The 24,614-nt window shown below is 62.1% G+C and carries 13 protein-coding genes; 2 read left to right on the forward strand and 11 right to left on the reverse strand.

The features are described 5' to 3' along the window. Positions 1-174: 174 nt before the first annotated feature. From AC1DNW_RS27945 to AC1DNW_RS27970, 6 genes are all read right to left on the reverse strand, one after another. Positions 175-1,425: an oxalate decarboxylase family bicupin gene (locus AC1DNW_RS27945; RefSeq protein ID WP_477855047.1), complete on the reverse strand. Its 1,251-nt coding sequence runs from the start codon at positions 1,423-1,425 to the stop codon at positions 175-177. Positions 1,426-1,456: 31 nt separating this feature from the next. Next, the gene (locus AC1DNW_RS27950; RefSeq protein WP_477855048.1) at positions 1,457-4,573 is read right to left on the reverse strand and encodes an efflux RND transporter permease subunit; all 3,117 of its coding nucleotides are present in this window, start codon (positions 4,571-4,573) and stop codon (positions 1,457-1,459) included. A gap of 3 nt (positions 4,574-4,576) precedes the next feature. Next, entirely contained in the window at positions 4,577-5,764 is a 1,188-nt protein-coding gene (locus AC1DNW_RS27955; RefSeq protein ID WP_477855049.1) for an efflux RND transporter periplasmic adaptor subunit, read from the reverse strand. A gap of 336 nt (positions 5,765-6,100) precedes the next feature. Continuing rightward, a complete protein-coding gene (locus tag AC1DNW_RS27960; protein ID WP_477855050.1) occupies positions 6,101-7,717 on the reverse strand; it encodes an MFS transporter in 1,617 nt (538 codons plus the stop codon). Next, complete coding sequence (locus AC1DNW_RS27965; RefSeq protein ID WP_477855051.1) at positions 7,714-8,865, reverse strand: HlyD family secretion protein; 1,152 nt, start codon at positions 8,863-8,865, stop codon at positions 7,714-7,716. The genes AC1DNW_RS27960 and AC1DNW_RS27965 overlap by 4 nt, the downstream gene beginning before the upstream one ends. 6 nt (positions 8,866-8,871) lie before the next feature. Continuing rightward, positions 8,872-9,705, reverse strand: a complete 834-nt coding sequence (locus AC1DNW_RS27970; protein ID WP_477855052.1) for a formate/nitrite transporter family protein — start codon at positions 9,703-9,705, stop codon at positions 8,872-8,874. 529 nt (positions 9,706-10,234) lie between these two features. Between AC1DNW_RS27970 and AC1DNW_RS27975 the strand changes: the two genes are divergently transcribed. After that, positions 10,235-10,705, forward strand: coding sequence for a DUF992 domain-containing protein (locus tag AC1DNW_RS27975; protein ID WP_477855053.1), 471 nt, complete (start codon positions 10,235-10,237; stop codon positions 10,703-10,705). A gap of 201 nt (positions 10,706-10,906) precedes the next feature. After that, positions 10,907-11,215, forward strand: a complete 309-nt coding sequence (locus AC1DNW_RS27980; RefSeq protein WP_477855054.1) for a hypothetical protein — start codon at positions 10,907-10,909, stop codon at positions 11,213-11,215. A gap of 65 nt (positions 11,216-11,280) precedes the next feature. On the opposite strand, the gene cueR is transcribed toward AC1DNW_RS27980, so the two are convergent. The 5 genes from cueR to AC1DNW_RS28005 all read right to left on the reverse strand — a co-directional run bounded on the left by cueR (position 11,281) and on the right by AC1DNW_RS28005 (position 24,580). Then, positions 11,281-11,673, reverse strand: coding sequence for a Cu(I)-responsive transcriptional regulator (gene cueR, locus AC1DNW_RS27985; protein ID WP_477855055.1), 393 nt, complete (start codon positions 11,671-11,673; stop codon positions 11,281-11,283). Further along, positions 11,670-14,237, reverse strand: a complete 2,568-nt coding sequence (locus AC1DNW_RS27990; RefSeq protein WP_477855056.1) for a heavy metal translocating P-type ATPase — start codon at positions 14,235-14,237, stop codon at positions 11,670-11,672. Before AC1DNW_RS27990 ends, cueR begins: the two co-directional genes overlap by 4 nt. 109 nt (positions 14,238-14,346) lie before the next feature. Beyond that, positions 14,347-16,959, reverse strand: coding sequence for a malto-oligosyltrehalose synthase (gene treY, locus AC1DNW_RS27995; protein ID WP_477855057.1), 2,613 nt, complete (start codon positions 16,957-16,959; stop codon positions 14,347-14,349). 59 nt (positions 16,960-17,018) lie between these two features. Next, positions 17,019-19,100, reverse strand: coding sequence for a penicillin-binding protein 1C (gene pbpC, locus AC1DNW_RS28000; protein ID WP_477855058.1), 2,082 nt, complete (start codon positions 19,098-19,100; stop codon positions 17,019-17,021). Continuing rightward, complete coding sequence (locus AC1DNW_RS28005) at positions 19,097-24,580, reverse strand: alpha-2-macroglobulin family protein (RefSeq protein WP_477855059.1); 5,484 nt, start codon at positions 24,578-24,580, stop codon at positions 19,097-19,099. The genes pbpC and AC1DNW_RS28005 overlap by 4 nt, the downstream gene beginning before the upstream one ends. Positions 24,581-24,614 lie beyond the last annotated feature (34 nt).

The raw sequence follows: 24,614 nt of genomic DNA on the forward strand, positions 1-24,614 counted from the left end.
GAGTATACGAAAGCATCGCCGATTTTATTCCGGCCGAACGCAGATTTTTTCAAATGTGCCAGAAAATGCATGCCGATTTTTGGGCAATGCCAAAAACCTCCGCCATTTGCCAGGGCGGAGGTGGTGTTTTGCAGGCTTAATGCAAGGGATCAGTTCCCGGGCATAATATCCGGGTCAGGCCTTCGGCATGATCCCCGGCTGGTCGGCGGGAAATTTCGCAATGTCCTGGACACTGATATTGAGATGCTGGGCAACGAGGGCGGCCGGTGTATGGGTCAGCCACGAGGAAAGCCCGACTTCCTGATATTCAGCCACTTTAAAGACGGCGACGAACTGAAGGTCCGTCTTGCCGGTATTCTCGATGATATGGCCCTGGCTGTGTTTGACATAGCCGATATCGCCAGGCCGGAAGTCGGCGGTCTGGCTGCGCGGCCCGGCATCGAACACCGTCATGCGGCCTTCGCCCTTGATCCAGTACTGCCATTCGTCGGCATTCGGATGCCAGTGCATTTCGCGCACGCCACCCGGCTTGATCGTCTCGATCGCCGCAGCGATCGTCTTCGACACCTTGAAGATGTTGCTGTCGGCAAGCTGGATCGTGCCCGACGCATTCTGCTTCAGAGGTGCCGATGCCGTCAGCCTGTAGGTGAAAGGGTAAGGCGGCAGGCCTGCGGAAGCCACGGCCTCCTGGTCGGCCGAAAGCGGACCTGGTTCCTTGCCCTGGAAGATCCAGAGATCCTGCAATGGGATGTTCTTGAACGTATCCTGCGGCACCCCGAAGTTCTTGGCAAGCAGCTCCGGCGATGTATGAGCCAGCCAGTCGGTCAGGAGCAGCGTGCCGTATTCGGACTGGTCGCCCTCGTCGAAGACGAGGACGAATTCGGCGCCTTCGGGCCCAAGGCCCTGCAGCGAATGCGGGAAACCGGCTGGAAAATACCAGAGATCGCCAGCCTCGACGTCCTGCACATAGGCGCGGCCCTGCGGATCAAGCACGGTCACCCGGCAGCGGCCATTGGTCATGATCGCCCATTCGGAAGCCCGATGCCAGTGCATCTCGCGGATGCCGCCGGGGCCGAGGCGCATGTTGACGCCGGAGACCGCTTGGGAAATCGCAAAATCGGCCTGCGTCACCTGCCGTGCCCAGCCGCCGTTCTGGATGCGCTTGGGCGCATTGTTGAATGATCCCCAGAAGAGCTGCATATCGCCGACATCGGTAGCCGGCGGATTGCCGAACGAAGGAAACTGATCGTTGATCGCAGGGTTCTTCGGGCCGGGATCGGAGAGCCCGGCAGGATTGGCATTAATGGCGCCTTCTGCAGGCTGATCGGGATTGCCGAAGCTCGCCGCGCGCGCAGCACCCGCCGCCAGTGCCGTTCCGCCCATCGCTCCAAGCGCTAGAACCGTACGTCTAGAAAGAGGTTCCATGGTTTTAATCCTTTCGTGTCGATTGGGAGGGTTATTCCGCCGGAGCTTGAGTTGAGGCGCCGGTGGTGGCGTGCGGTCTGCGGCTGACGAATTCGCTCAGCTTTTCCAGGTAGAGGTAGACGACCGGGGTGGTGTAGAGCGTCATCACCTGGCTGATGAGCAGGCCGCCGACCATGGCATAGCCGAGCGGCTGGCGCAGTTCCGAGCCGGTGCCGTGGCCGAGCATCAGCGGCAGGCCGGCAAGAAGTGCCGCCGCTGTCGTCATTATGATCGGGCGGAAGCGCAGGAGACAGGCCTGACGGATCGCGTCTTCCGGCGACAGTCCCTGCTCGCGCTGGGCGGCGATGGCGAAGTCGACGATCATGATGCCGTTCTTCTTGACGATGCCGATCAGCAGGATCACGCCAATCAGCGCGATCACGGTAAAGTCGAAGCCGAAGGCCCAGAGCATGGCGAGAGCACCGAGGCCCGCGGAGGGAAGCGTCGACAGGATCGTCAGCGGGTGGAAATAGCTCTCGTAGAGTACGCCGAGGATCAGATAGATCACGGCAATTGCTGCAAGCACCAGCAGCGGTTCGCTTGAGAGCGAGCTCTGATAGGCCTGAGCATTGCCCTGGAACGTGCCGATGACGGTTGCCGGCTTGCCGAGATCGGCCTCAGCCTTGCTGATCGCGGCAACCGCCTGGCTGAGTGCGGTCCCTTTTGCGAGGTTGAAGGAGAGTGTAACGGCCGGAAACTGGCTCTGGTGGTTGACGGCAAGCACGGCCGTCGGCTCCGTCGTCTGCTTGACGAGCTCGCTCAAGGGAACCTGCTCGCCGGTCAGCGGCGATTTGATATAAAGACCGTTGATCGCCAGCGGCGACTTCTGGAACTGCGGCGTAAGCTCGAGAACCACATGGTAGCTGTTCAGGTCGGTGAAATACTGGGTGACCTGACGCTGGCCGAAAGCATCGTTAAGCGTATCGTCGATCATTTGCGGCGCAATGCCGAAGCGCGATGCCTGGTCACGGTCGATCGTAAGCGTGACGGTAGCGCCGCTATTCTGCTGGTCGGTGGCGACATCGGTCAGCTCCGGCAGCGTCTTGAATGTGGCAAGCAGCTTGGCTGCCCAGTCGTCCAACTCGTCGGCATTGCCGTCCTGCAGCGTATATTGGAACTGCGTGGCCGAGGCCCGTCCGCCGACATTGATATCCTGCGCCGGCTGCAGGAAGAGTTCTGCACCCTGCATCTGCGCGAGTTTCGGACGAAGCCGGTTGATGATTTCGCTTGCCGAGGCATCGCGCTGGTCTTCAGGCTTCAGCGTGATGAACATGCGGCCGTTATTGACGGTCTGGCCCGCCCCGCTGCCGACGGCCATGCCGACGGTGGCAACCCCGGGATCGCTGGCAACGATATTGCCTGCCTCGAGCTGGTGGCGCGACATTTCAGCGAAGGAAATATCCTGCGCGGCTTCGAGGGTACCGGTGATGAGACCGGTGTCCTGAATCGGGAAGAAGCCCTTGGGAATATTGACGAACAGGTAGCCGGTTGCCGCGAGCGAAGCGAGGAAAGCTATCATGGTCAGCCGGTGATGGCGCAGCGCTATATCAAGCGTGTAGCGATAGGCGGCAAGAAGCCCGTCGAATGCCTGCTCGCTTATTACATAAAGCCTGCCGTGGTGGGCGTCTTTTTCCGGCTTCAGGAAGCGCGAGCTCATCATCGGAGTGATGGTCAGGGAGACGATTGCCGAGACGACGATCGTCATCGTCACGGTAATTGCGAACTCGCGGAACAACCGGCCGACAATTCCGCCCATCAGGAGCAGCGGAATGAAGACGGCGACGAGCGAGATGCTGATCGAAATAATGGTGAAGCCGATTTCCCGCGCGCCATCGATTGCTGCCTGTTTCGGCGTTTTGTCCATCTCCATATGGCGATGGATGTTCTCGACCATGACGATCGCATCGTCGACGACGAAACCGACGGCGATACTCAAGCCCATCAGCGAGAGGTTATCGAGGCTGAAGCCTGCGACATACATCAGCGCCAATGTGGCCAGGAGCGCCAGCGGCACGGTGACGCTCGGGATCACCGTCACCCAGACATTGCGCAGGAAGATGAAGATCACCATGACCACAAGGGCGATGGTAATGACAAGCGTCGTTTCGACATCCGCCACCGAGGCGCGGATCGTGGTCGTCCGGTCGCTGAGGATAGAGAGGTGGATGGCGGCCGGTGCGATCGCTTGCAGCTGCGGCAGGGCAGCGCGGATCGCACCGACCGTATCGATGATGTTGGCGCCTGGGAGCTTGAAGATCGGCAGGAGGATCGCCCTCTTGCCATCGGCCCAGGCCGCCAGCTGATCGTTCTCCGGTCCGTCGATCGCCTGGCCGATATCGCTGATGCGTACCGGCGCTCCGTTGCGATAGGCGACGATCGAATCGTTCCAGGGGGCGGCCTTCAGGAGCTGGTCATTGTCATAGATCGTGTAGGTGTGCTCTCCACCCTGCACACTGCCTTTCGGTGAGTTGCTGGTGATGCTGGTCACGGCGCTGCGGATATCCTCAAGCGAAAGCCCCATCTCAGCGATCTTGCCGGGATCGATCTGCAGGCGTACGGCCGGCTTCTGCTGTCCGAAGATCAGAACCTGCGAAACGCCGTCGATCTGGCTGACATGCTGGGCGAGCACGCTTTCGGCAAAATCGTCGACTTGCGTCAGCGGCAGCGTATCCGATGTGAGCGCAAGAACCATGACCGGCGGATCGGCGGGATTGACCTTGCGATAGGTTGGCGGCGAAGGCAGGTCCGTCGGCAATTGCCCTCCGGCTGCGTTGATTGCGGTCTGCACGTCCTGGGCGGCGCTATCGACGTCGCGCGACAGATCGAATTGCAGAGTGATCGCGCTCGAGCCGAGCGTGCTCGTCGAGGTCATCTGGGTAACGCCGGGGATCTGGCCGAACTGCCGCTCCAGCGGCTGGGTTACCGCCGATGCCATGGTCTTCGGATCGGCGCCGGGGAGCTGCGTCGAGACCTGGATCGTCGGAAAATCGACTTGCGGCAGGGGTGCCACCGGCAAAAGAGGGTAGGCGACAATGCCGATGCCAAAGAGGCCAGCCATCAGCAGCGAGGCGGCGATGGGCCGCTCGATGAACCAGGAGGAGATGGACATGGCCTACTCCTTGCTAGCGGCTTGCGTAGCGGCCGCCTGTTGAATGCTGACATGAGTGCCGACATCCAACCGATACTGGCCCGACGTGACGACCTGTTCGTTGCCGGAAAGGCCGTTTTTGATGACGGCGTGGCCGCTCTCGATCGGCCCGGGGGTGACCTTGCGCACAGCGGCCGTGCCGGCAGCATCGATAATGTAAACGAAGAAGCCGTCTTCACCCCGCTCAAGTGCTGCGGAGGGAATGGTCACGGCCTTCTGGAGCGTCTGCTGCTTGACCCTCAGCGTCACGAATTGACCAGGCCAGAGCGCATCATCCTTGTTCTCAAAAATCGATTTGATGCGGATCGTGCCGCTTGCCTGATCGATTTCGTTGTCGATGAGCGAGAGCGTGCCTGATGCAAGCTGCTGCGACTGGTCCATCGACATCGCGGTCACCTCGACCGGGCCGGCCTTCAGCGCGTTGCGCACTGCGTCGAGATCGTCCTCACGCAGTGTGGAGATGACCGTGATTGGCTGCGTCTGGGTGATCGTGACGATCGAGGTCGTATCGGTCGTGTGGACCTCGTTGCCGGCGTCGATCCGGCGGATACCCGTGCGGCCGTCGATTGGTGAGCGGATTTGCGTGTAGGAGAGCGAGATGTCAGCGGCCTCCTTGGCCGCCTGATCCTGCACAAGTTGTGCCTGTGCACTTGCCACCATGCTTTGCTGCTGTTCAACGGTTTCCTGCGTGACGATCTGCTGCTGGCCCAGTTTCTGGTCCTTGCCGAGCAGATATTGGGCGTTGGCGAGATCGGCCTGGTCCTGCTTGATCTTTGCGGCAGCCTGATCGTCGGCCGCCTGGAAAGGGCGAGGGTCGATGATGGCGAGCACGTCGCCCTTCTTGACGGCCTGTCCCTCGTTAAACATCACGCTCTGGAGCTCTCCGTCGACACGCGTCGTGATGTTGACTGTATAGTTCGCCTGCACTGTGCCGAGACCGTCAAGATAGACAGGTACGTTGGTAACGGTAGGCGTGGCGACCTCGACCGGCACGGCCGGCGCGCCAGGCTCCGGGGCGGCAATGGTCGGCTCCGTCCCTGCAAACCAGAAGGCTGCGGCCGATCCGCCCGCAACGGCGAGAATGGCAATCGCAGCAAGGATCGCCGGTTTCCGGCGACGACGGGGTTCAGTCATGATGCGGATGGATGTCACTGCCGGCTCCATAGACTAAAGGTTGAATATGCTGCAACGGCCACCGGCATTGGGCGGCCTCTGTATCTGTCTCCTGAATTGACGGTGGTGCCGAGGCCAGGGGTCAGACTGCTGATTATCGGCAGCCGACCGGCGCTTCTGTGTCCTGCCAATCAATTCCACGCGAGAAGGCTACGTCCGGGCGGGCATCAGCGCATCTATACGCAGGTCTAGTCGCCGTTCCCCATAGGTATACGCTCCCGCATCCGGGCAGCCGGCGAGACGCAGAAGGACCGGCGCGAAAAGCATTCGCACCGGCTCACTGCACCTCCTCAAAGGAAAAGTGAGCGTGGCCGATCAACGCGCCGTGGCCGGCTGCGCTTCGGCCGCCGGCGGTTTCCTGCGGAAATCGGGATGCAGTGGTCCGAAGGGCATGGCGCCCATGCAGGCGACAAGGGCAATGCCTGCAATCGCAAAACAGAAGGAGAGGATGAAGACATCGGCATAGGCAAGCACGCTCGCCTGCGCGCGGACTGCTGTTGCGACCGTTGTGAGGGCCTTGAGGCTCTCGTGATGCCCGGTGCCGAACAGCGTCTCCAGGTTCGCCAAAGCGTCGTGAAGGCTGCCCGAGGATGAGGAAATCGGCCCGGTCAATATATTGGAATGGTATTGCTCGCGTTGGCGAAGCCAGGTGTTTAACAGGCTGAGCGTCAGCTCGACGCTGCCGAGCCGGATCACCTGGATATAGGCCGAGACCGCTGTCGAGCGTTTGGGATCGGAATTGGCAATCAGGTAGACGACTGTCGCAAAGAAGGCGAAGGATTGCCCGGCCGTATGCAGCAGCACGACCGGCAGGAAGTTAACGGGCGCCCATGTAATCGTGAGGTTTGATCCCCAGAGAGAGCCGAGCGCCATAGCAGTTAGGCCCATCATGATGCAGAGGCGCGCATCGATCCTGCGCAGCAGGAAGATCGCAAGGACAATGAACAGGAAGACCGGGATAACGGCGCCGAAGATATAGAGTTCGGAGATGGCGATCGGCCGCAATCCGACGACCGTCTGCAGGAAGCCTGGAATGGAAAGTGAGGCGCCGGAACTTGCAAAGGTGAAGGCGATGATGATCGCATAGCCGATGCCGATATTGCGCGACAGGATCACGCTCGCATGCGCCCAGGGATTGGCAACGACGCTCTCGTTTATGAGGAAGCCGATGAAGAGGAGAGCACCGCCCGCGAGCAGCGAGGTAACGATGCCGGAGTTGAACCAGTCCAGCCGGTTGCCCTGATCGAGACCGACATAAACCATGGTCATTGAACATCCAAGCAGCATCATGCCGCCCCAGTCGGCGCCTTCGAGCAGGCCGATATTGATCTCTTCCTTCGGGGCGCCAATGATGAGGAGCAGCGCTATGATCGGGGTGACGATCACGTCCTGCCAATAGACCCACTGCCAGCCGAGATAATCATCGTAGATGCCGACCAGCACAAAGCCGAGATTTTGCGACAGCGGCACGCGAAGTGCGTAGATCGAGAGGCCGATCAGCCAGTATTTCATGTCCAGATTCCGAAAGATCACCATGATGGTGGCCGGAATGAAGACGCCGAGCAAAAGGGCTCTTGCTGCATGCAGCACAAAGAGTGCGGTGCCGTCATGGACCATGGGAATGGCGAGCGAAATACCGGCATAGACCAATGTCGTCGGGATCATCACGCGGCGTACGCCGAAGACCGTCACAAGCCAGGCCACTGCCGATGAGATGAGGATCTGCGGCGCATTGGCGACGGTGCTAAGCCAGGACGCCTCGTCGAAGCCCAGCGAATAGGCGCCACGGATATCCGGCAGGCCGACGGCGAAAACGCGCGTGTCGAAGCCGACCACGAAGGAGGCGAGCAGCAGCGCCGTGACGATAAGCAGAGGGTGGCTCGTCGTCGTGCCGCTGGTAAGCGGACCAAAGGCGCGCGGTGCCGAGCTCATTGGCTGAGGTCCGGCTTCGTATCGATCGTCACGACGGCCGACATGCCGGGCTTGAGCCGATCCACCAGCGGCTGGCCGGGATCGAAGACGATCTTGACCGGAATGCGCTGGACGACCTTGGTGTAGTTTCCGGTCGCATTGTCAGGCGGTAGCAGCGCGAAGATCGAACCGCTTGCCGGCGACAGGCCGACGACCTTGCCGTGCAGCCTTTGGCCGGGGAAGGTGTCGACGGTGATATCGGCAGTCCGGCCCGGCGTTATCCGGGAGAGCTGCGTCTCCTTGAAATTGGCGGTGATGTAGACGCTCGGAAGCGGGACCTCCGACACGAGGCTTGTGCCTGCCGTGACGAAATCGCCTTCATGGACGAGCCTGCGACCGATGACGCCGTCGAACGGGGCGTAGATGCGGGAATAGCCCTGGCGGATCAACGCCGTATCCAGCGAGGCCTCAGCGGCATTTACCTGAGCCTGCAGCAATGGGGATTGTCCGTTCAGAACGTTAAGCTGGGCCTTTTGTTGCTCAATCGAAGCTGCCGTCGATTTGACTGAGGCCTGCGCCTGCAGATAGGCGGCCTGCGCCTGCTGCAGAAGCTGTTGCGAGGTCGCCCCGCCAAGGCTGGTCTGGCGGTGGAACTCCTGTTCGGTCTGGGTCTGCTGTGCCTGGGCCGATGCGTTCTGCGCTTCAGCTACCTGTACGACGGCCTTCTGCAATTCGATCTGGTTTGCCAGATTGGCAAGCGACGCGGTCGCGGCTGCAAGATTGGCCTTCGAAACGGCGACTGCCGCATCATATTCACGCGGGTCGATTTCGGCGAGCAACTGGCCCTTGGCCACGGTCTGATAGTCGGTGACCGGGGTGGTCTGGACGATGCCGCTGATCTGAGCGCTGAGCGTCGACACATCAGCGCTGACAACCGCATCGTCGGTCGATTGGCGCGACGCGCCAGCCACCCAACGGTTCCAATCGACGGTTACGATCGCCACACCGCCGCTGACAAGGGCAATGGCGATGAGGGGAATGGCAAAGCGTCTCAGTGATGCCATGGCTACCGGGGAGGCGGCCGCGGGCGCGGCAGGGGCCTCCGACGGCTGCGACGGGCGAGCAGGCTCGGACGGACTGAGGCTAGTGATGGTGGTCGGCTCCGCCATGGCACTTCACTTCTTGCTGCGGTCGGTGGAAACTTTTGCACGGATGCGGACCGGTGCCGGCGTGAAGGAGACATGGCCGCTGCCGTCGACCTGCAGCCAGTAACCAAGGGCCATGAAGACAGCGCCGCCGATAAGGTTGCCGAGCGTGACCCAGATGAGATTATGTACGGCAGCAGAAACTGTGATGTTTGCGGGATGCTCGCCCATCAGCGCCATCGAGAAGGTGAACATGTTGGCGACGCTGTGTTCGTAGCCGGCGGCCACGAAAATGGTGATCGGCCAGAAGATCAGCATGATCTTGGCAGCGGCGTTTTCCGTACGTCCCGCCATCCAGATGGCGAGGCAGACGAGCCAGTTGCAGAGAATGCCGCGCGCGAGAAGTTCCAGCGATCCTGCCGACATCTTGGCGGAAACGATGGAAAAGAACGCCTGGCTTCCATCGCCCAGAAGCACGCCACCGCCTGCCAGGTGGAAGAGGCCGGCAAGCGCCATGGCGCCGATCAGGTTGCCGATCCAGGCCGAGATCCAGACAAGCAGCATATCGGACATCGGAATGCGCCTGGTCAGCACCGCAAGCGGCATATACATCGCCGTTCCCGTGAAGAGCTCGCTGCCAGCAAAGACGACGATTGTCAGGGCGGACGAGAAGACGATGCCCATCACGAGATGCGCCCAGGCCGGATCGGCATGAGCACCGACGGTGAACATGATGATATCGCCGAAACCGATATAGGCCCCGGCCATCGCCGCGCCGATCAGAAAGGCAGGAAAGTGGCTTCGGACTGCCGCTGCTTTCTCTTCGCCGGACTGGGCGAAGTGATCAATCGAATCCTGATACATGACGGCACCTCGTCTTTGTGGTGATCAAGCCGGGCTTCTCCCCGGTGGCGTGAAGGTTAGTCGCGTATGCTACATTGCTGAATCATACCTACGTCTAGGGCGCCTGCCGGTAGGTTCAGGTACGCCTTGCATTGGCAGCATCCGAGGCGGCCGCGGCCTTGCTTGCGGTCGATAGCCACACAGCCAAAAAAAGAGGCCGCCTCCGATATGCGGAAGGCGGCCATTTGCGGATCCTCGGGCAATCCGTGACTTCGGGCGGAGGGGAGGGACACCGGGAAGCCTTAACCGAGATCTTTATCGCCTGTCAGGAGGAGGCGTCAGGCGATGGAGAAGAAGATACGCCCATCCCTGGCACGGCGGAACTAAACTTACGTATTGGCCCGTCTAAACCAGCAGGTGATTTTATCGCGTCGAACTGCTCACCTATTCTTTTCGTCGATCGGCGAGCCCCGCCGACGAAATCGGACGACACCCGTCCTCCTGACGCGCTGTGCCACGATGCGATCTCCAACTCCGAACAGGATTTATCATGAAAACCACTCTTCTTTCTCTCCTCGCAGCCGGCATGCTGGCCGCCCCTGTCGTTGCAAACGCCGCCCAGGCCGATGTCGGCACGCTGGATTGCGACGTTTCCAAGGGCATCGGTGTCATCGTCGGTTCCAAGCAGGACGTCGACTGCACCTATACGCCGAGCGCTCCAGGCGATGCCAGACAGCGCTATGTCGGCACGATCACCAATTTCGGCCTTGATGTAGGCACCGTCGAAAAGGGCCGCATGGTGTGGCTGGTCTTCAACGCCACGCGCGAACCGGTTGCCGGCCTCGGGGGCAATTATGCCGGTGTCACGGCTGATGCGAGTGTCGGCGTCGGCGGCGGCGCCAATGTGCTGGTCGGCGGAACGAGCAAGACCGTCTCGCTGCAGCCGGTTTCGCTCGATGGCGAGGTCGGCGTCAATCTGGCTGTCGGTGTCGCCGCGCTGAAGCTGCAGCTTGCGGATTGAGTCTGCCGGGGCCGGCTTGGCAGAGCAATTTCCGCTCAGCCGGCCCCGAGATCCTCCCGACGCCCGGAGAAGCGAGGCGAAAAATCATTGTTTTTCCACCATTGCACAGCTGGTCAATCGTCGACAGATCGCGTTCGGCGGTTGTTTATGACGGTTCTATGACAGAGTATGCCCCGCAGAATTGTAAGGGGACCATAGAGTATGAAAGAGAAGAAGCGGGTCTACGAGGCTCTCGTGGACGGCGCGATGGACGGTCTGGTGGGCGATGCACTTTATGATTTCGTACGCAAGCGCTGTCCGAAGGCCTCCAGCAAGAAGATCGTTCGCGCCTCGCTGCTGGCGCTTACCGATCCCCACCTGAAGGACCGCAATATCCTCGATGTGATCTATGCTCTGGCGATCAAGCACCGGCTGGACGACACGACTGCCGAGGATGAACAGGACGAGGAAGCCGAAGAGCAGCGCAAGCCCATCGATGCGGCCGGCCAGGACCGGCCTCCGCTCTCCTGATCTTGGGCTTTCCTGATATTGGAACGAGACGTGCGCCCTCAACTTTTGGAGGAGCATTGGCGCCGTCAGGGAGCGCTGTCGGAAAGGCCTTCGAGGATCGGACAGTCGGGCCGGTCGTTGCCGTGGCAGGCATGGACGAGATGTTCCAGCGTGTGGCGCAACTCCGTCAGCTCGCGGATCTTGCGGTCGATTTCCGAAAGCTTCGTCTCGGCGATCCCTTTGACGTCGGCGCTCGCCCGTCTCTTGTCCTCGTAGAGCGCCAAGAGCTGGCGGCATTCCTCTACCGAGAAACCGAGGCCGCGCGAGCGTTGCAGGAAGCGAAGTTTGTGCACGTCGGCGGCTGCATAATCCCGGTAGCCGTTTCCGCCCCGGTCGGGGCGGATCAGTCCGATATCCTCATAGTAGCGGATGGTCTTCGAGGGTAGACCGGAGCGTTCCGAGGCTTCGCCGATATTCATCGCTTGTCTCCTGACAATGTCTCGACCCTTAGCCTCAGCGCATTGGCGATGACCGAGACCGACGAGAGGCTCATGGCGGCAGCTGCAATCATCGGCGAGAGCAACAGGCCGAAGATCGGGTAGAGAACGCCGGCCGCCACCGGTATGCCGAGCGCGTTGTAGCCAAAGGCAAAGGCGAGGTTCTGGCGGATGTTGCGCATCGTCGCCTCAGCCAGCCGTCGGGCGCGCACGATGCCGTTGAGGTCACCCTTCACCAATGTAATGCCCGCACTTTCCATCGCAACGTCGGCTCCCGTGCCCATCGCGATGCCGACATCGGCAGCCGCAAGGGCAGGGGCGTCATTGACGCCGTCACCCGCCATCGCGATGACCGCGCCTTTGGCCCTGAGGTCATCGACCAGAACCTTTTTGTCCTCGGGCAGAACATCCGCATGCACCGCGTCAATGCCAAGGCTTTTAGCCACCGCGCGCGCCGTGCGCTCATTGTCGCCGGTTGCCATGATGATCTTCAGGCCGCTGTCATGCAGCGCCTTGATCGCGGCAGCCGTCGTCGGCTTGATCCGATCGGCGACGGCGACGAGGCCGGCGAGTGCGCCGTCAAGGACCACGAACATCACCGTCTTACCTTCATCGCGCAACGTTTCGGTTTTGCCCGACAGTGCTGATGGATCGATGCCGAGATCGGCGAGCATGGCGGCGTTGCCGAGCGTGACGGACACCCCGCCGACCGTGCCTTCGACACCCTTGCCTGTCCTTGCCTGAAAGCCGGTGACGTCGTTAAAGGCAAGGCCGCGTTCTTGCGCACCGGAGACGATGGCTTCGGCGAGCGGATGCTCGGATCCTCGCTCCAGGCTTGCGGCAAGTGCCAGAAGACGGGTTTCATCTGTGCTGCCTAAAGCCACAACGTCTGTCAGCTTTGGCTTGCCCTCGGTCAGTGTGCCGGTCTTGTCGACGATGAGCGTGTCGACCTTCGAAAAGCGCTCCAGCGCCTGCGCGTCCTTGATCAGCACACCTTCCTGCGCGCCGCGCCCGGTGGCGATCATGATCGACATCGGTGTTGCCAAGCCAAGTGCACAGGGGCAGGCGATGATCAGCACGGCGACGGCGGCCAGCAGCGCATTGGCCAGCCGCGGCTCCGGCCCGACGAAGGACCAGACGAGGAAGGCGGCAAGGGCGGCGGCGACGACGGCCGGCACGAAGATCGCCGAAACACGGTCGACGGCGCCCTGGATCGGCGCGCGCGAACGCTGCGCCTTTGCCACCATCTCGACGATGCGCGAGAGTGTCGTCTCAGTGCCGACTTTCTCGGCGGTCATGATCAGCGCGCCATTCCTGTTCATGGTGCCGCCGGTCAGCGTGTCGCCCTTGGCTTTTTCGACCGGTAGCGGTTCGCCGGTGATCATCGATTCGTCGATGGTCGACTGGCCCTCGGTCACGGAACCGTCGACCGGCACGCTTTCGCCGGGGCGCACGCGCAAGCGGTCGCCGGCCTGGACCTCGTCGACAGGCACATCGCTTTCGCTGCCGTCGGCGTTAACGCGGCGCGCGGTTTTCGGCGCAAGGTTAAGCAGGGCGCGGATCGCCGAGCCGGTGCGTTCGCGGGCCTTCAATTCCAGCACCTGCCCGACGAAGACGAGCGTCACGATGACGGCAGCCGCCTCGAAATAAACGGGGACGGAGCCGCCGTGGCCGCGGAAACTGTGCGGGAAGAGGTTCGGCGCCAAAGTCGCCACGACGCTGTAGACATAGGCCGTACCGACGCCGAGGCCGATTAGCGTCCACATGTTGGGGCTACGGTTGACGAGCGATGCCCATGCCCTGCGGAAGAAGGGAAGGGCTGCCCAGAGCACGACGGGTGTTGCCAGCAGCAGTTCGACATAGCTCGCCAAGGGCTCGCCGAGCGTCTCACGCGGCCACGACAGCCCAAGCATCGGGCCCATGGTCAGGATCAGGAGCGGAATGGAAAGAACAGCACTGACCCACAGCCGCCGGATAAAATCCAAGAGTTCCGGGTTGGGGCCTTCGTCTTCAGGGGGAATGCCCACCGGCTCCAGCGCCATGCCGCATTTCGGGCAGTCGCCGGGATGGTCGCGGACGATTTCGGGATGCATCGGGCAGGTATAGAGCGTGCCCTTCGGCATGACAGCTGCCACTGGCTTCTTGCCATGGCGATAGGTTTCGGGATCGGCCTCGAACTTCGCCTTGCAGCCCGCCGAGCAGAAATAGAATTTTTCGCCCTCATGCTTGAGGAAATGTTTGGCGTTCGAGCGGTTTACGGTCATGCCGCAGACCGGGTCCTTGGCGGTCAGATAATCGTGCGGTGCCGCTTCGAATTTCTTGCGACAGCCATCGCTGCAGAAGTGATAGACATGACCTTCATAATCGAGCGAAGGTTTTCCGGCGTTCGGATCGACCGTCATGCCGCAGACGGCATCGCGCACCACCACGTCTTCAACCTTTTCGCCGTGGCCGCAACCGCATTGCGCGCCGTTGGCATGATGGTGATCGTCGCAATCATGCCCATGATGATCATGGTCGTGGTGATGATCGTGCTTGGTATCCATAAAGCTGCGCCTTTCATGCCTTTCTGGCATCCAGACAGCTTTATGGACCTTCCAGCAACTGGAAGGTCAACAGGTTTTTTCACTGGCGCAGATATTTTCGAGATTATCGTCAGGCCGGCACGATCAGAGCCGCCGGCTGGTCGCCGAGAAGGGCGGCTAGCGAGATCTTGCTTCCTGGCTCCAGCACCTTGCCGGTCAGGAGATCGGCCTTGAGACCGAGCAGCGGCGATGGCGCTGATATTGCTGTATCCTCCCAGAATTCCGGTCCGGCAAAAAGCACGCCGGGGTCGAGCCAGCCGAACATCAGCCTTGGGACGACGGTGATGGCGAAATTTCCATCATCATGCAGACGGGCAAAGGCAACGACGTGGTCACGCCTGCTACCGGTGACCGAAAGCGGCAGATAGTCGCCGTTGGCGAAAAGTCCGCGGTGCTCCAGCCTGAGCCCGAGGCCGATCTGGATGATGCGCTGCTTTAACGCCGCCGCCTGCAGCCGTGCGAGCGCACCGCCTTCGGCAAGCCAGCCGCTCAGTATTTCGAAATCCGGCAGGCGTCTGTTATCGGGATCGACAAAACTGAAGTCGAAGCCTTCCGACCCCTGATAGATGTCGGGAATGCCCGGCGCCGTCAGCTTGATCAGCGTCTGCGACAGGCTGTTGACGTAGCCGGCCTCGATGAAGGGCTGCAGAACGCGGGCGAAATCCTCGCTGAAGGCGTCGTTGTCGGGCGAGAGGAGCGCTGCCGCATAGGTGAGCACCGCCTCTTCATAACCAGCGTTCGGCGCCGTCCAGTCGGTTCGCAGTTTCGCTTCCCGAATGGCCTTTTCCGCGTACGCGGTGAAACGCTGTTGTAGCGCATCCCCGTGGCGGCGGTCGAAATCTTCAGGCCAGGCACCGGCAAGCGCCTGATAGAGCATCCATTCCAGATTGGGCTCGGGTGCTATGCCATCCGAAAGCTCGGTGCGGTGGCTTTCGTTCATTCTGCGCCAATGTTCGATGGCGTTGGCAAAGACGCCGGCGCCTTCACTCACAGCATAAAGCCGGCTGCGTGTATCCTCGCCGCGTTTGGTATCATGCGTCGATGTCGCCGAAAGACCCGCAGGCTGGGATCGCGTACGGTCCTGCATGATCAGGTGAAACGCTTCGATGCCGCCGGGCATGTGATCCGGCTCGCCGCCGACCTCGTTGACCGCCAACAGCCGATTGTAGCGGTAGAAGAGCGTATCTTCCATCGCTTTCGCCATGACAGGGCCGGAGAGCTGCTGGAAACGGATACGGAATTCGCGGGCGGCCTCGTTGTCGTTCCTGCCCTCAAGGATGGCCGCGATGCTTTGCAGCGCCTGCGCATAGTCCAGATGTCCGGCCGCCGCCATCTCGGCTTTTTTCAGCAGACCCTTGTCCCGCGCATCGAGCGGGCCATCGGCGCCATAGGTGCGGTAGACGCAAAAGGCGATCAGAAGCTCACGGATCGCATCGGTAATTTCCTCCCTAGACAGTTCGGGGAAGAGGCCGGCTGCAATGCGTGCAAGGCGGGCCGTCTCGCCGGCGAAATTCTGCTCGACCATCAGCCGCTTGGCTGTTCGCCGCCCGGCTTCGAAATCGCTATTGCCATCTGCCAGTCGGCGATAGGCTTCATCGAGCGTCTGTAAACCGTTGCCCTCCACGAAAAGCCCGCTCAAGGCGGCAATGAACTCGTAGCCGGTCGTTCCCTGCACCGGCCAATCGGCCGGCAGGCCCTCGCCGGGTCCAAGGATTTTCTCGACGACGATATAGGTATCTGCGCCGACCGCTGCGCGCAGGCGATCGAGATAGGCCCCCGGTTCGGCCAGCCCATCGATATGGTCGATGCGCAGGCCCTGAACCTGGCCTTGGCGCACGAGATCGAGAACCAGACGGTGGCTCTCCTCGAAGACCCTGATATCCTCGACCCGCAGGCCGACCAGCCCGGTCACTTCGAAAAACCGCCGATAGCTCAGATGTTTTGAAGCCTCCTGCCAGCGGTGAAGCTGCCAGTGCTGCGCCGCATGCAGCCGCCTCATAAGGGCATGGTCTTTTGAAAGCTCTGCAAGCTTTCCGCTCAGGCTTTTGAGGTCGCCGGCCTCAAAGATCATGTCGCGCAAGCTGCGATGCGGGTCATCACTACCGACGGAGCCTGCCAGTTCGGCCATCCCGGCGAGAAGCGGATCGTCCAGTTCCGCCGAGATCAGGCGATAGCTCTCCGTGCTGAGCGGGAAGAGAGTGTCGTAATAGTTGAGCGCGAAATTGCCATGCGCCTCGTCGATGGCAATCGTCAATTCGCCGGCAGCAAGGCTCTCATCGAAGCTTTTGCCGAGCTGCGGCAAGGTCAGCCGCTCGCTCCAGTCGATATCGAAATAGTCTTTAAAAGGGCTGTGCTTGCCGAATTCCAGGACGCTTCGCCACCAGCCATTCTCCAGTGAAGCGGCCATGTGGTTCGGGACGATGTCGAGGATCAGGCCCATGCCTGCTTCTGACAGTGCATCCGTCAGACGATGGAGGCCCGCCCTTCCGCCAAGTTCCGGGTCGATCTCGTTGGCGTCGGTCACGTCGTAACCATGCGTCGATCCCCTGGTGGCCGTGAAGATCGGTGAGGCATAGAGGTGGCTGATGCCGAGTAATTGCAGATAGGGCACGAGCCCGCGGGCGCGATCGAACGTCATGCCGTTGCGGAACTGGACCCGGTAGGTCGCGGAGGGTAATGTCATCGGGTCTTTTGCCGTGTGGAGGGAAACCTTCAAACGGTTGCGACACGCTTTTGTTCCCGTCAGTCGACGAAGACGCCGACGCTGGCCGCCCGGCCCATGGAATCGATTACCGTCAGCTTGGAATAACCGCCGCCGTCAGGCATCCAGCTTTGCGTGCGCCGGCGGGAGAGATCGGGCAGTGGCTTACCGTTGGCAAGCCAGCGAAAGGGCGCCCTGCCGCCCTGCAGCTTGAGCATCAGCGGCGAGAGATCGCCCTGTCTGGCGCCGAGATCGACATGTGCACCCTCCGGCGGATAGACGATCTGGGGTGCTGCCTCGCGGCCGGAAGTGGCAAGCAGCCCGTTGGCATTAACCGCAAAACGCCGCTGGCTGATCGGCAGGTCGGTCTGGGCGATGCGCACCGCCCCGGAAGGCGCACGCGGCAGCGGTGTCGTGGCGATGCCGGATTTTGCCAAGGCCTCGAAAAGGATGGGTGCGGCCGTGCCATACCCCGTCAAACCGGGTACGGCGCTATTGTCAGGCCGTCCGACCCACACACCAAGCACGTAACGTCCGTCATAACCGACCGACCAGGCATCGCGATAGCCGTAGCTCGTGCCGGTCTTGTAGGCGATGCCGCGCTGCGGCGCACCGGCCGGCGGAACGACGCCCGAGAGAATATCGGCGATATTCCAGACCGCGACCGGCTCCAGCAAGGGCTCGCCGTCGATCTTGCCGGGCGCGCCCGTCACACCGTCGCCGATCCTGACCGGCTGGCCGCGATTGGCAAGCGCTGTATAGAGCTGCACGAGATCCTTCAGCGTGATGCCGACGCCACCAAGGCCGATTGCCAGCCCCGGCGTCTCGTTCACCGGCAAGGTCGGGCGCACTTCGGCGCGGCGAAAGCGCACCAAAAGGCGAGACGGGCCGACCGCATCGAGCAGCTTGACGGCCGGCACGTTGAGGGAGAGCTGCAGGGCCTCGCGCACGGTCACGTCGCCCTGGTAGCTCATGTCGAAATTGCGCGGCCGGTACCCGAAGAAATCGGCCGGCCGGTCCTCGATGATGGTCTCCTGGCTGACCAGTCCCTGCTCGAACGCAAGGCCATAGATGAAGGGTTTGAGTGTCGAGCCGGGTGATCGGTTGATACGCGTCATATCGATCCAGCCGGAGCGGCTGGCATCGAAATAATCGGCTGATCCCACCTCGCCGACGATGTCGCCGGTCTGAGCGTCCGCCATCACCATGGCGAGCGACAGCTTTGGTCCGAGCTTCATCGTCTCGGCACGCGCGACGGATTCAAGACCCGTCTGGACCTGCTTGTTCAGCGTCGTCTGGTGCTGGATCGCTTTCGGATCCTTACGCAATGCAGCTTCCGCGACATGGGCGGCAAGGGCTGGAAGCTGCAGCCTGCGGGTGGGAATGGCGACACCCTCGGCGCGCTCGGCCTCGCCGTCGCCGACAACCTCGGCCACGGCGATACGGTCGAGTACACGTTTGCGCGCCGCTTCCGCCGCCTTCGGGTTCCGGTCCGGCCGGCGCTTTTCGGGCAGTTGCGGCAGGGCGACCAGGAGGGCGGCTTCAGCCACAGTCAGCCTTTTCGGCTCCTTGCCGAAATAGGCAAGGCCTGCGGCGCGCACGCCTTCCAGGTTGCCGCCGTAGGGCGCATGGGTGAGATAGAGATCGAGGATCTCACCCTTCGATAGCCGCCGCTCGATCTGCACCGCGCGCATGATCTGCAGGAGTTTTGCCGAAAACGACCGGCTTTCACGCGGCTCGATCAGCCTTGCCACCTGCATGGAGAGCGTCGAGGCGCCGGACACGATCCGGCCGTTGCTGACGAATTGCAGGGCGGCGCGCCCGAGCGCCCAGACATCGATTCCCGAATGCTCGTAGAAACGCTGATCTTCATAGGCGACCAGCATGCGGATGAATTGCGGATCGACGTCGGAAACGTCGGTCTTCAGCCGCCAGCGCCCCTCTGGCGTTGCAAAGGCACGCAACAATTGCCCGTCCGCGTCGAGCACTTCGGGCGAGACGGCTTCGGCCCGTTCAAGTGGCGGCGGAAAGGCGCGGTCTGCAACATTGAGCGTAAAAAGGCCGGCGCCGGCAATGATAATGCCGGCCGCAGTCCCGATTGCAAACTTCTGCCACCGCCTCATTGTTGAGCCGCAACGACCTCCATCTTGCCGGTCGCCGTGCGGGCGGACAGGTCGGGGCGATACATGTCCTCGACGGTAGCCGCCGGGTGATCATAGGCACCCGGGGTGACGGCGCGCACCACATAGGCGACGTTAAAGTCACGCGCCGAACTTTCGTCGCGGTTGAAGGCAGCGACGAAGCGGTCGTAGCGGAATTCCGTATGGGCAGGCGACATCTCGCCGACCCAATCGAAATTCGTCATCTGGGCGCTGTCCACAAGGCTTGGATTGTCGATCTCGAAGCCGGCCGGCAGAAGATCGGTGATGACGATGCGCGAAGCCCAGTCATTCTGCTCGGTCACATGGAGGACGACGACATAACGCTCGTTCTGCTGCGCATCGCTGACATTCGCCTCCTCGCCGTCGAGCGTGTAATAGGTCCGCTCGATGGTGAAGCCGTTGCCGCCGGCCGGCAGCGGCTTGACAGGGGCGGCGACCGTGGTGACGACGGCCGAGACCGTGTCGCTCGTCGCGCTCGTCAGTGTGAGCGGATGGTCGATCAGCGTGTCACCGGTCATCTTCGCCATATAGGCGCCAGTCCGTTCAGCCCCGTTGACGTTGACCTTCAGATCGTCGTCGCCGTTCTGCAGGGCACGCGCCGCCAGGAGCATCCAGGCCTGTTCCTGGGTGCTTGTATATTTGCTGCGATCCCATTCCCGCGCGACCGCTTTGGCGAGGTCTGGAATGACGGGGGGGATCGGCCGGCTTTCGGCGGCAAGCGCCAGGATTGCCGCACCATCGCGCAGCACCGAGCCATAGTCGGTGCGCGAGAAGTTCACGCGGGTCACCATCGACTGTTTCGACATCTGCAGCGCATCGACGAAAATGTTCTTCGAGCGGGTCGCATCCCCATAGAGCGCAAGTGCTGCGGCGATATGGGCCTTGGCGAGCGGCGTCGGGAAGTCGTTGATCATTGTGTCTGCATAGTAGCGCAGGTCGCTGACGGCGGCCTTCTTATTGCGCGCCAGCACGTAGAGGGCGTAGGCGATCTCATCGCCCTTGCCCTTCACATCCGTCGTGTAGGAGAGCGAGTTCTGCAGGTTCTCCAACGCCTGCACCAGGGCGCGGTCCGGCACGTCGTATTTCTGCTCGCGCGCCCGCGTTAGGAAGTCCGTGACGTAGGAATCGAGCCAGAGATCGCCGGAATCCGGACCCCACAGACCGAAGCTTCCGGCATAGGCCTGGTAGGAGAGCACGCGGTAGATCGCATCCTGCACGCGCTTGTGGATGTCGTCATCCGTCTCATCCATGCCGGCCTGCTTGGCGACTTCGGCCAGATAGAGCAGCGGCATGGCCCGGCTCGTCGTCTGTTCGGCGCAACCGAAGGGGTAGCGGTCGAGTGTCATCAGGAGGGCCGGAATGTCGAAGGCGGCCGAGCGCGTGACGTTGACGGCGATCGAAGCGCCCGGAAGCACGCTGTCGGCAAGCAGGTTCTTATCGATCGTCAGGCTCTTGCCGGGCGCGAGCGCAATCACGCGCCGTTCGGTGACCGGCAAGGAGGACGGCCGCACCGGCACGTCGACCACCTGGTCGAGCGACAGGCCGGAGGCATTGGACAGGTTGATTGCCACACTGCCATGGCCCGGTTCGCCGCCGACGAGCGTCAGCGTCAGGTCGGACTTGGCGCCGGCTTCGAGCCTGAGAGCCTGTTCGGCAGGCCCGTCGATGCTGAGGGCGCTGTTGCCGGTCAGCGTCAGCTTGTAGTCGCCGGCCGGCGCATCGGTATTGGCGATGTCGAGACGCAGATTGGCCTTGTCCCCGGGAGCGAGGAATTTCGGCAGGCTTGCGGTGACGACGACCGGATCGCGGATGATGACGTCCTTGGCGCTGTGGCCAACGCCGGTTTTCGTCCAGGCGAGCGCCATCACGCGGGCCGTACCGTTGAATTGTGGAATGTCGAAGCTGACTTTTGCCTTGCCTTCGGCATCGAGCTTTACCGGGCCGGAGAAAAAGGCGACGAGCTTCTGCGTCGGCGGGCTTGCCTGCAGCGCAACCGCGCCGCCATCGCCGCCGGTGCGCAGCTTGCCGGTTGCACCCAGCGAACCGTCGATCAGCCTTCCATAGAGATCCCGGATTTCAAGGCCGAGCTGGCGCTGGCCGAAATACCAATCCTCCGGGTTCGGCGGCTCGTAGCGGGTGAGGTTCAGAATGCCGACATCGACGGCGGCAACGGTGATATAGGCCTCCTCGTTCGCACCGGCGCCTGAAACCTGCAGGCCGATATCCAGCGGCCCGCGCGGCAGCATCTTCTCCGGTGTATCGATCTTGACCTGCAGCGCGCGCTCAGCCGGATCGACCTTCAGCCATTTGATGCCGATCGAGCGCGCCGGCATATGGGTGTCGAGCGAATCGCCTGGCCGGAAGAGCGTCGCGGTCACATAGGCGCCCGCACCCCAGTCGGCGGTCACGGGAATATCGACCTCGCCGCCGGTTTGACCCATCGTTGCGTTCTGCACGGCAACCAGGTTTTCCGTGCCGGCCGTGATCATCAACTCGCCGCCATAGCGCGACGTGACCTTCAGTTTCGCCGTCTCGCCGACATGATAGCTATCCTTGTCGAGCGCGATTTCGAGGCCGTCGGGCGTTTCCGTCGAGGTCGAGGCCACGAACCAGCCGGCATCGAACTCGACGCTGGAGGTCGGGCCGTCGGCATCAGCACTTTCTACCTCGAGCCGGTAGCGGCCCCAGTTGACCTGCGTCTGTATCTTGCCGCCATTTTCGGCCGTCGCATCCACCGAGCCGGAGCCAACTTCTTCGGGCGTGTAGGTGGGTTCATATTTCCAGGCAGTGCCTTCGCGATACCACTGATAGTCGCGGCGCAGCTTGTAGAATTTCCAGCGCAGGCCCTTCATCTCCTGCTTCTGGCCCTGAGTATCAAGGCCGATCACCGTGAAGTTCGCCAGCGCATTTTCGGGCAGGTCGCCATCGAATTCCGGCTTGATGCCGATTGCGGTCGCGTCGGTCTTGACCGGGATCTCCAGCGAGCGCTCGATGGCGCGGCCACCCGGCTCCTGCATACGCAGATAGACGGTGGCCCTCAACAGCTGGGTCGTGGCCGGCAGTTCGCCGATCGTCAGATCCGTCGAGGCTTGGCCGTTTTCGTCGAGTTCCGGCAGCCCGTCGATCGGCTGACGCGACTCCTCGCTCGCCTCTTCGTCTGCAAGCCCGAACTGGTAGCCGGGATAGGCCGCATTCTCGCGCGTCGGCTTGACGACGACATCGCCTTCGACGGTGAGGCCGGCGGCCGGAGCGCCGTAGAGATATTTGCCGGAAATATCGATCGTCGCGGCCGTATCCGTGCCGATCTCCTTGGAGTCCGTCTTGATCTCCATGTCGGTGCGGTCAGGCACGAAATCGTCGACGAGGAAGGTCTTCGTGGCAATCGCCGAGCCCTTCGGATCGGTATAGATGTTCATCGTCCAGGTGCCGCGCATGGCGTTTTCCTGCGTCTGCAGGTCCACCTGATAGCCGCCGAGATCGCTCGTCTGGCTAACGACGCGCCGGTCTTCCACGCCGTCGGGCCGTGAGAAGATGAAGGTCAGCGGCAGGTTCTCGATCGCCTTGCCGTCCGTGTCGCGGGCAAGGACTGCGGTATGCACGGTTTCGCCGGCGCGGTAGATGCCGCGTTCAGTCCAGGGCAGCACGTCGATCGCGCCCGGCGCGGCGCGGCCAGTGACACCGCGATCGGAAAGATCGAAGCCGGCACGCGTCATGTCGAGGAAGACATAGTCGGACGTGCCGTTCTTGGCGGTGATGACGGCAGGTGTGAGTGCGGCGGTGCCGCGCATCAGACCAGCCGTGAAGGTGGCGCGCCCGTTCTGATCGGTCGTGGCTGTGCCGAGCACTTCATTGTTCTTGGCAAGCAGCTGCAATTCGACGCCGGCCATCGGCTTGGCGGAGGCAAGCGACCGGGCAAAGACGTTGAGCCCGTCGGTGCCGGCATAGGTGGTGACGCCTATATCGGAGACAAGGAACCATTGGGTGGCCTGCGAATCCCAGTCCTGCACCGGTCCGGTCGGCGCGGTGGCGACCAGCACATAGATGCCGGGCTTGCGCTCGGGCAGTGCCTCGTCGACCGGGAAGCTGGTCACCACATCCTTGTTGAGCTCGTTGGCGATCTCGATCGAGCCCTGCCAGACGAGTTCACCACTCTGATCCTGGATGTTCTGGGCGCTGTAGCCGTCGAGCTGCGTTAAAAACTGCGAGTTCGTCAGGAGCGGCGCGATGCCGCGATCGCCGATGCGGTAGAGCTTCAGATTGGCGGTGGCCATATTGACGGAGACGATCGGCACCCCACGGCGCGCCGTCGACGGCAGCACGAAGCTGTCGCCGGTAAAACGCACCATCTGGCTGCGGTCCTTGATATAGACGTCGATCGTCACTGGCGCTTCCAGAACCTCGTCGACGGAGGAGGGCAGGCCGGTGCGCAAACCGATCTTGTAGGTCTCGCCGTGGGTCAGACCCTCGACGCAGATCTGCTTGTCCTTGGCTTCCAGCGCTTTCGGTGCAGCGCCGTTCAGCGTCACGAAGGGGGTATAGTCGACAGTCTTGACCAGCGCCTCGGAGAAGGTGACGCAGGCGCGCGGCGTGGCGCTGTCGGCATCGACAGTATGTTCGGTGATGCGGAAGCCCTGGGCTTGCTTGAGCTTCAGGTAATCGGCCTGCACATCCTTGGCGCTGACCAGCGCAAGACTTGCCTTGTAGCTATTCAGCGCATCGCGATAATTGGCATTCCTTTCCAGGGCCTTGGCAAGCACCGCCAGCGCATCGGCGCGCTTGTTGGTGGTGCGCGTCAGCTGGTAGCCGTTCAGCGCGTCGATCACCGCCTGACCGAAGATGCCGCTGTCAGCTGCGCCAAGCGAGGTGGCGGCGCGCGCCGTTTCGATCCAGAGATCGCCGTCATCGGGCGTGATCGACAGCGCGCCGTGAAAAGCCTTCAGCGCATCGGTAAGATTGCCGCCGGTGAGATCCAGGCGTGCACTTGCCGTCAGGCTCTCGACGCCCTGGCCCTGCTGGTCGTCGGCGAGCGCCAGATCGTTGCGGAAATTGCGGGCCTGCTGGACGAGGTCGTCGGAGAGAAAGGGCAGGCGGGGGGCAGCGCCAATATCCGGCTCTTTCGGCGCGGCGGCGGCGGCAGTTGTCTCGACAATCCTGCCGGCGATGGCGCCCGGGAAGGCATTCATCGTCTTGAAATCGGATTTGAGAAAACACCAACTCACCTTGGGATTATAGGTGAAGGCCTTGCAGCTCTTGTCGCCGATACAGGCGGCCTTGCACTGATCGAGCGAGAGATTCTGCTCGGTGCGCAGGTCGAAGCCGAAATAATCCGCGTCCTTGACGGTGACGATATCGCGCTTGGCGTCGGCGGCAAAGGCTGGCGGGCTCGCTAGAATCGTAAATGCTGCAATGACGGAAAAGGCGAAGAACGAGCGCACAGACATTGGATCCCCCCAGGGTGCTGGCTCTGACCGGCCG

This window comes from Rhizobium sp. 05L429, assembly GCF_056397645.1.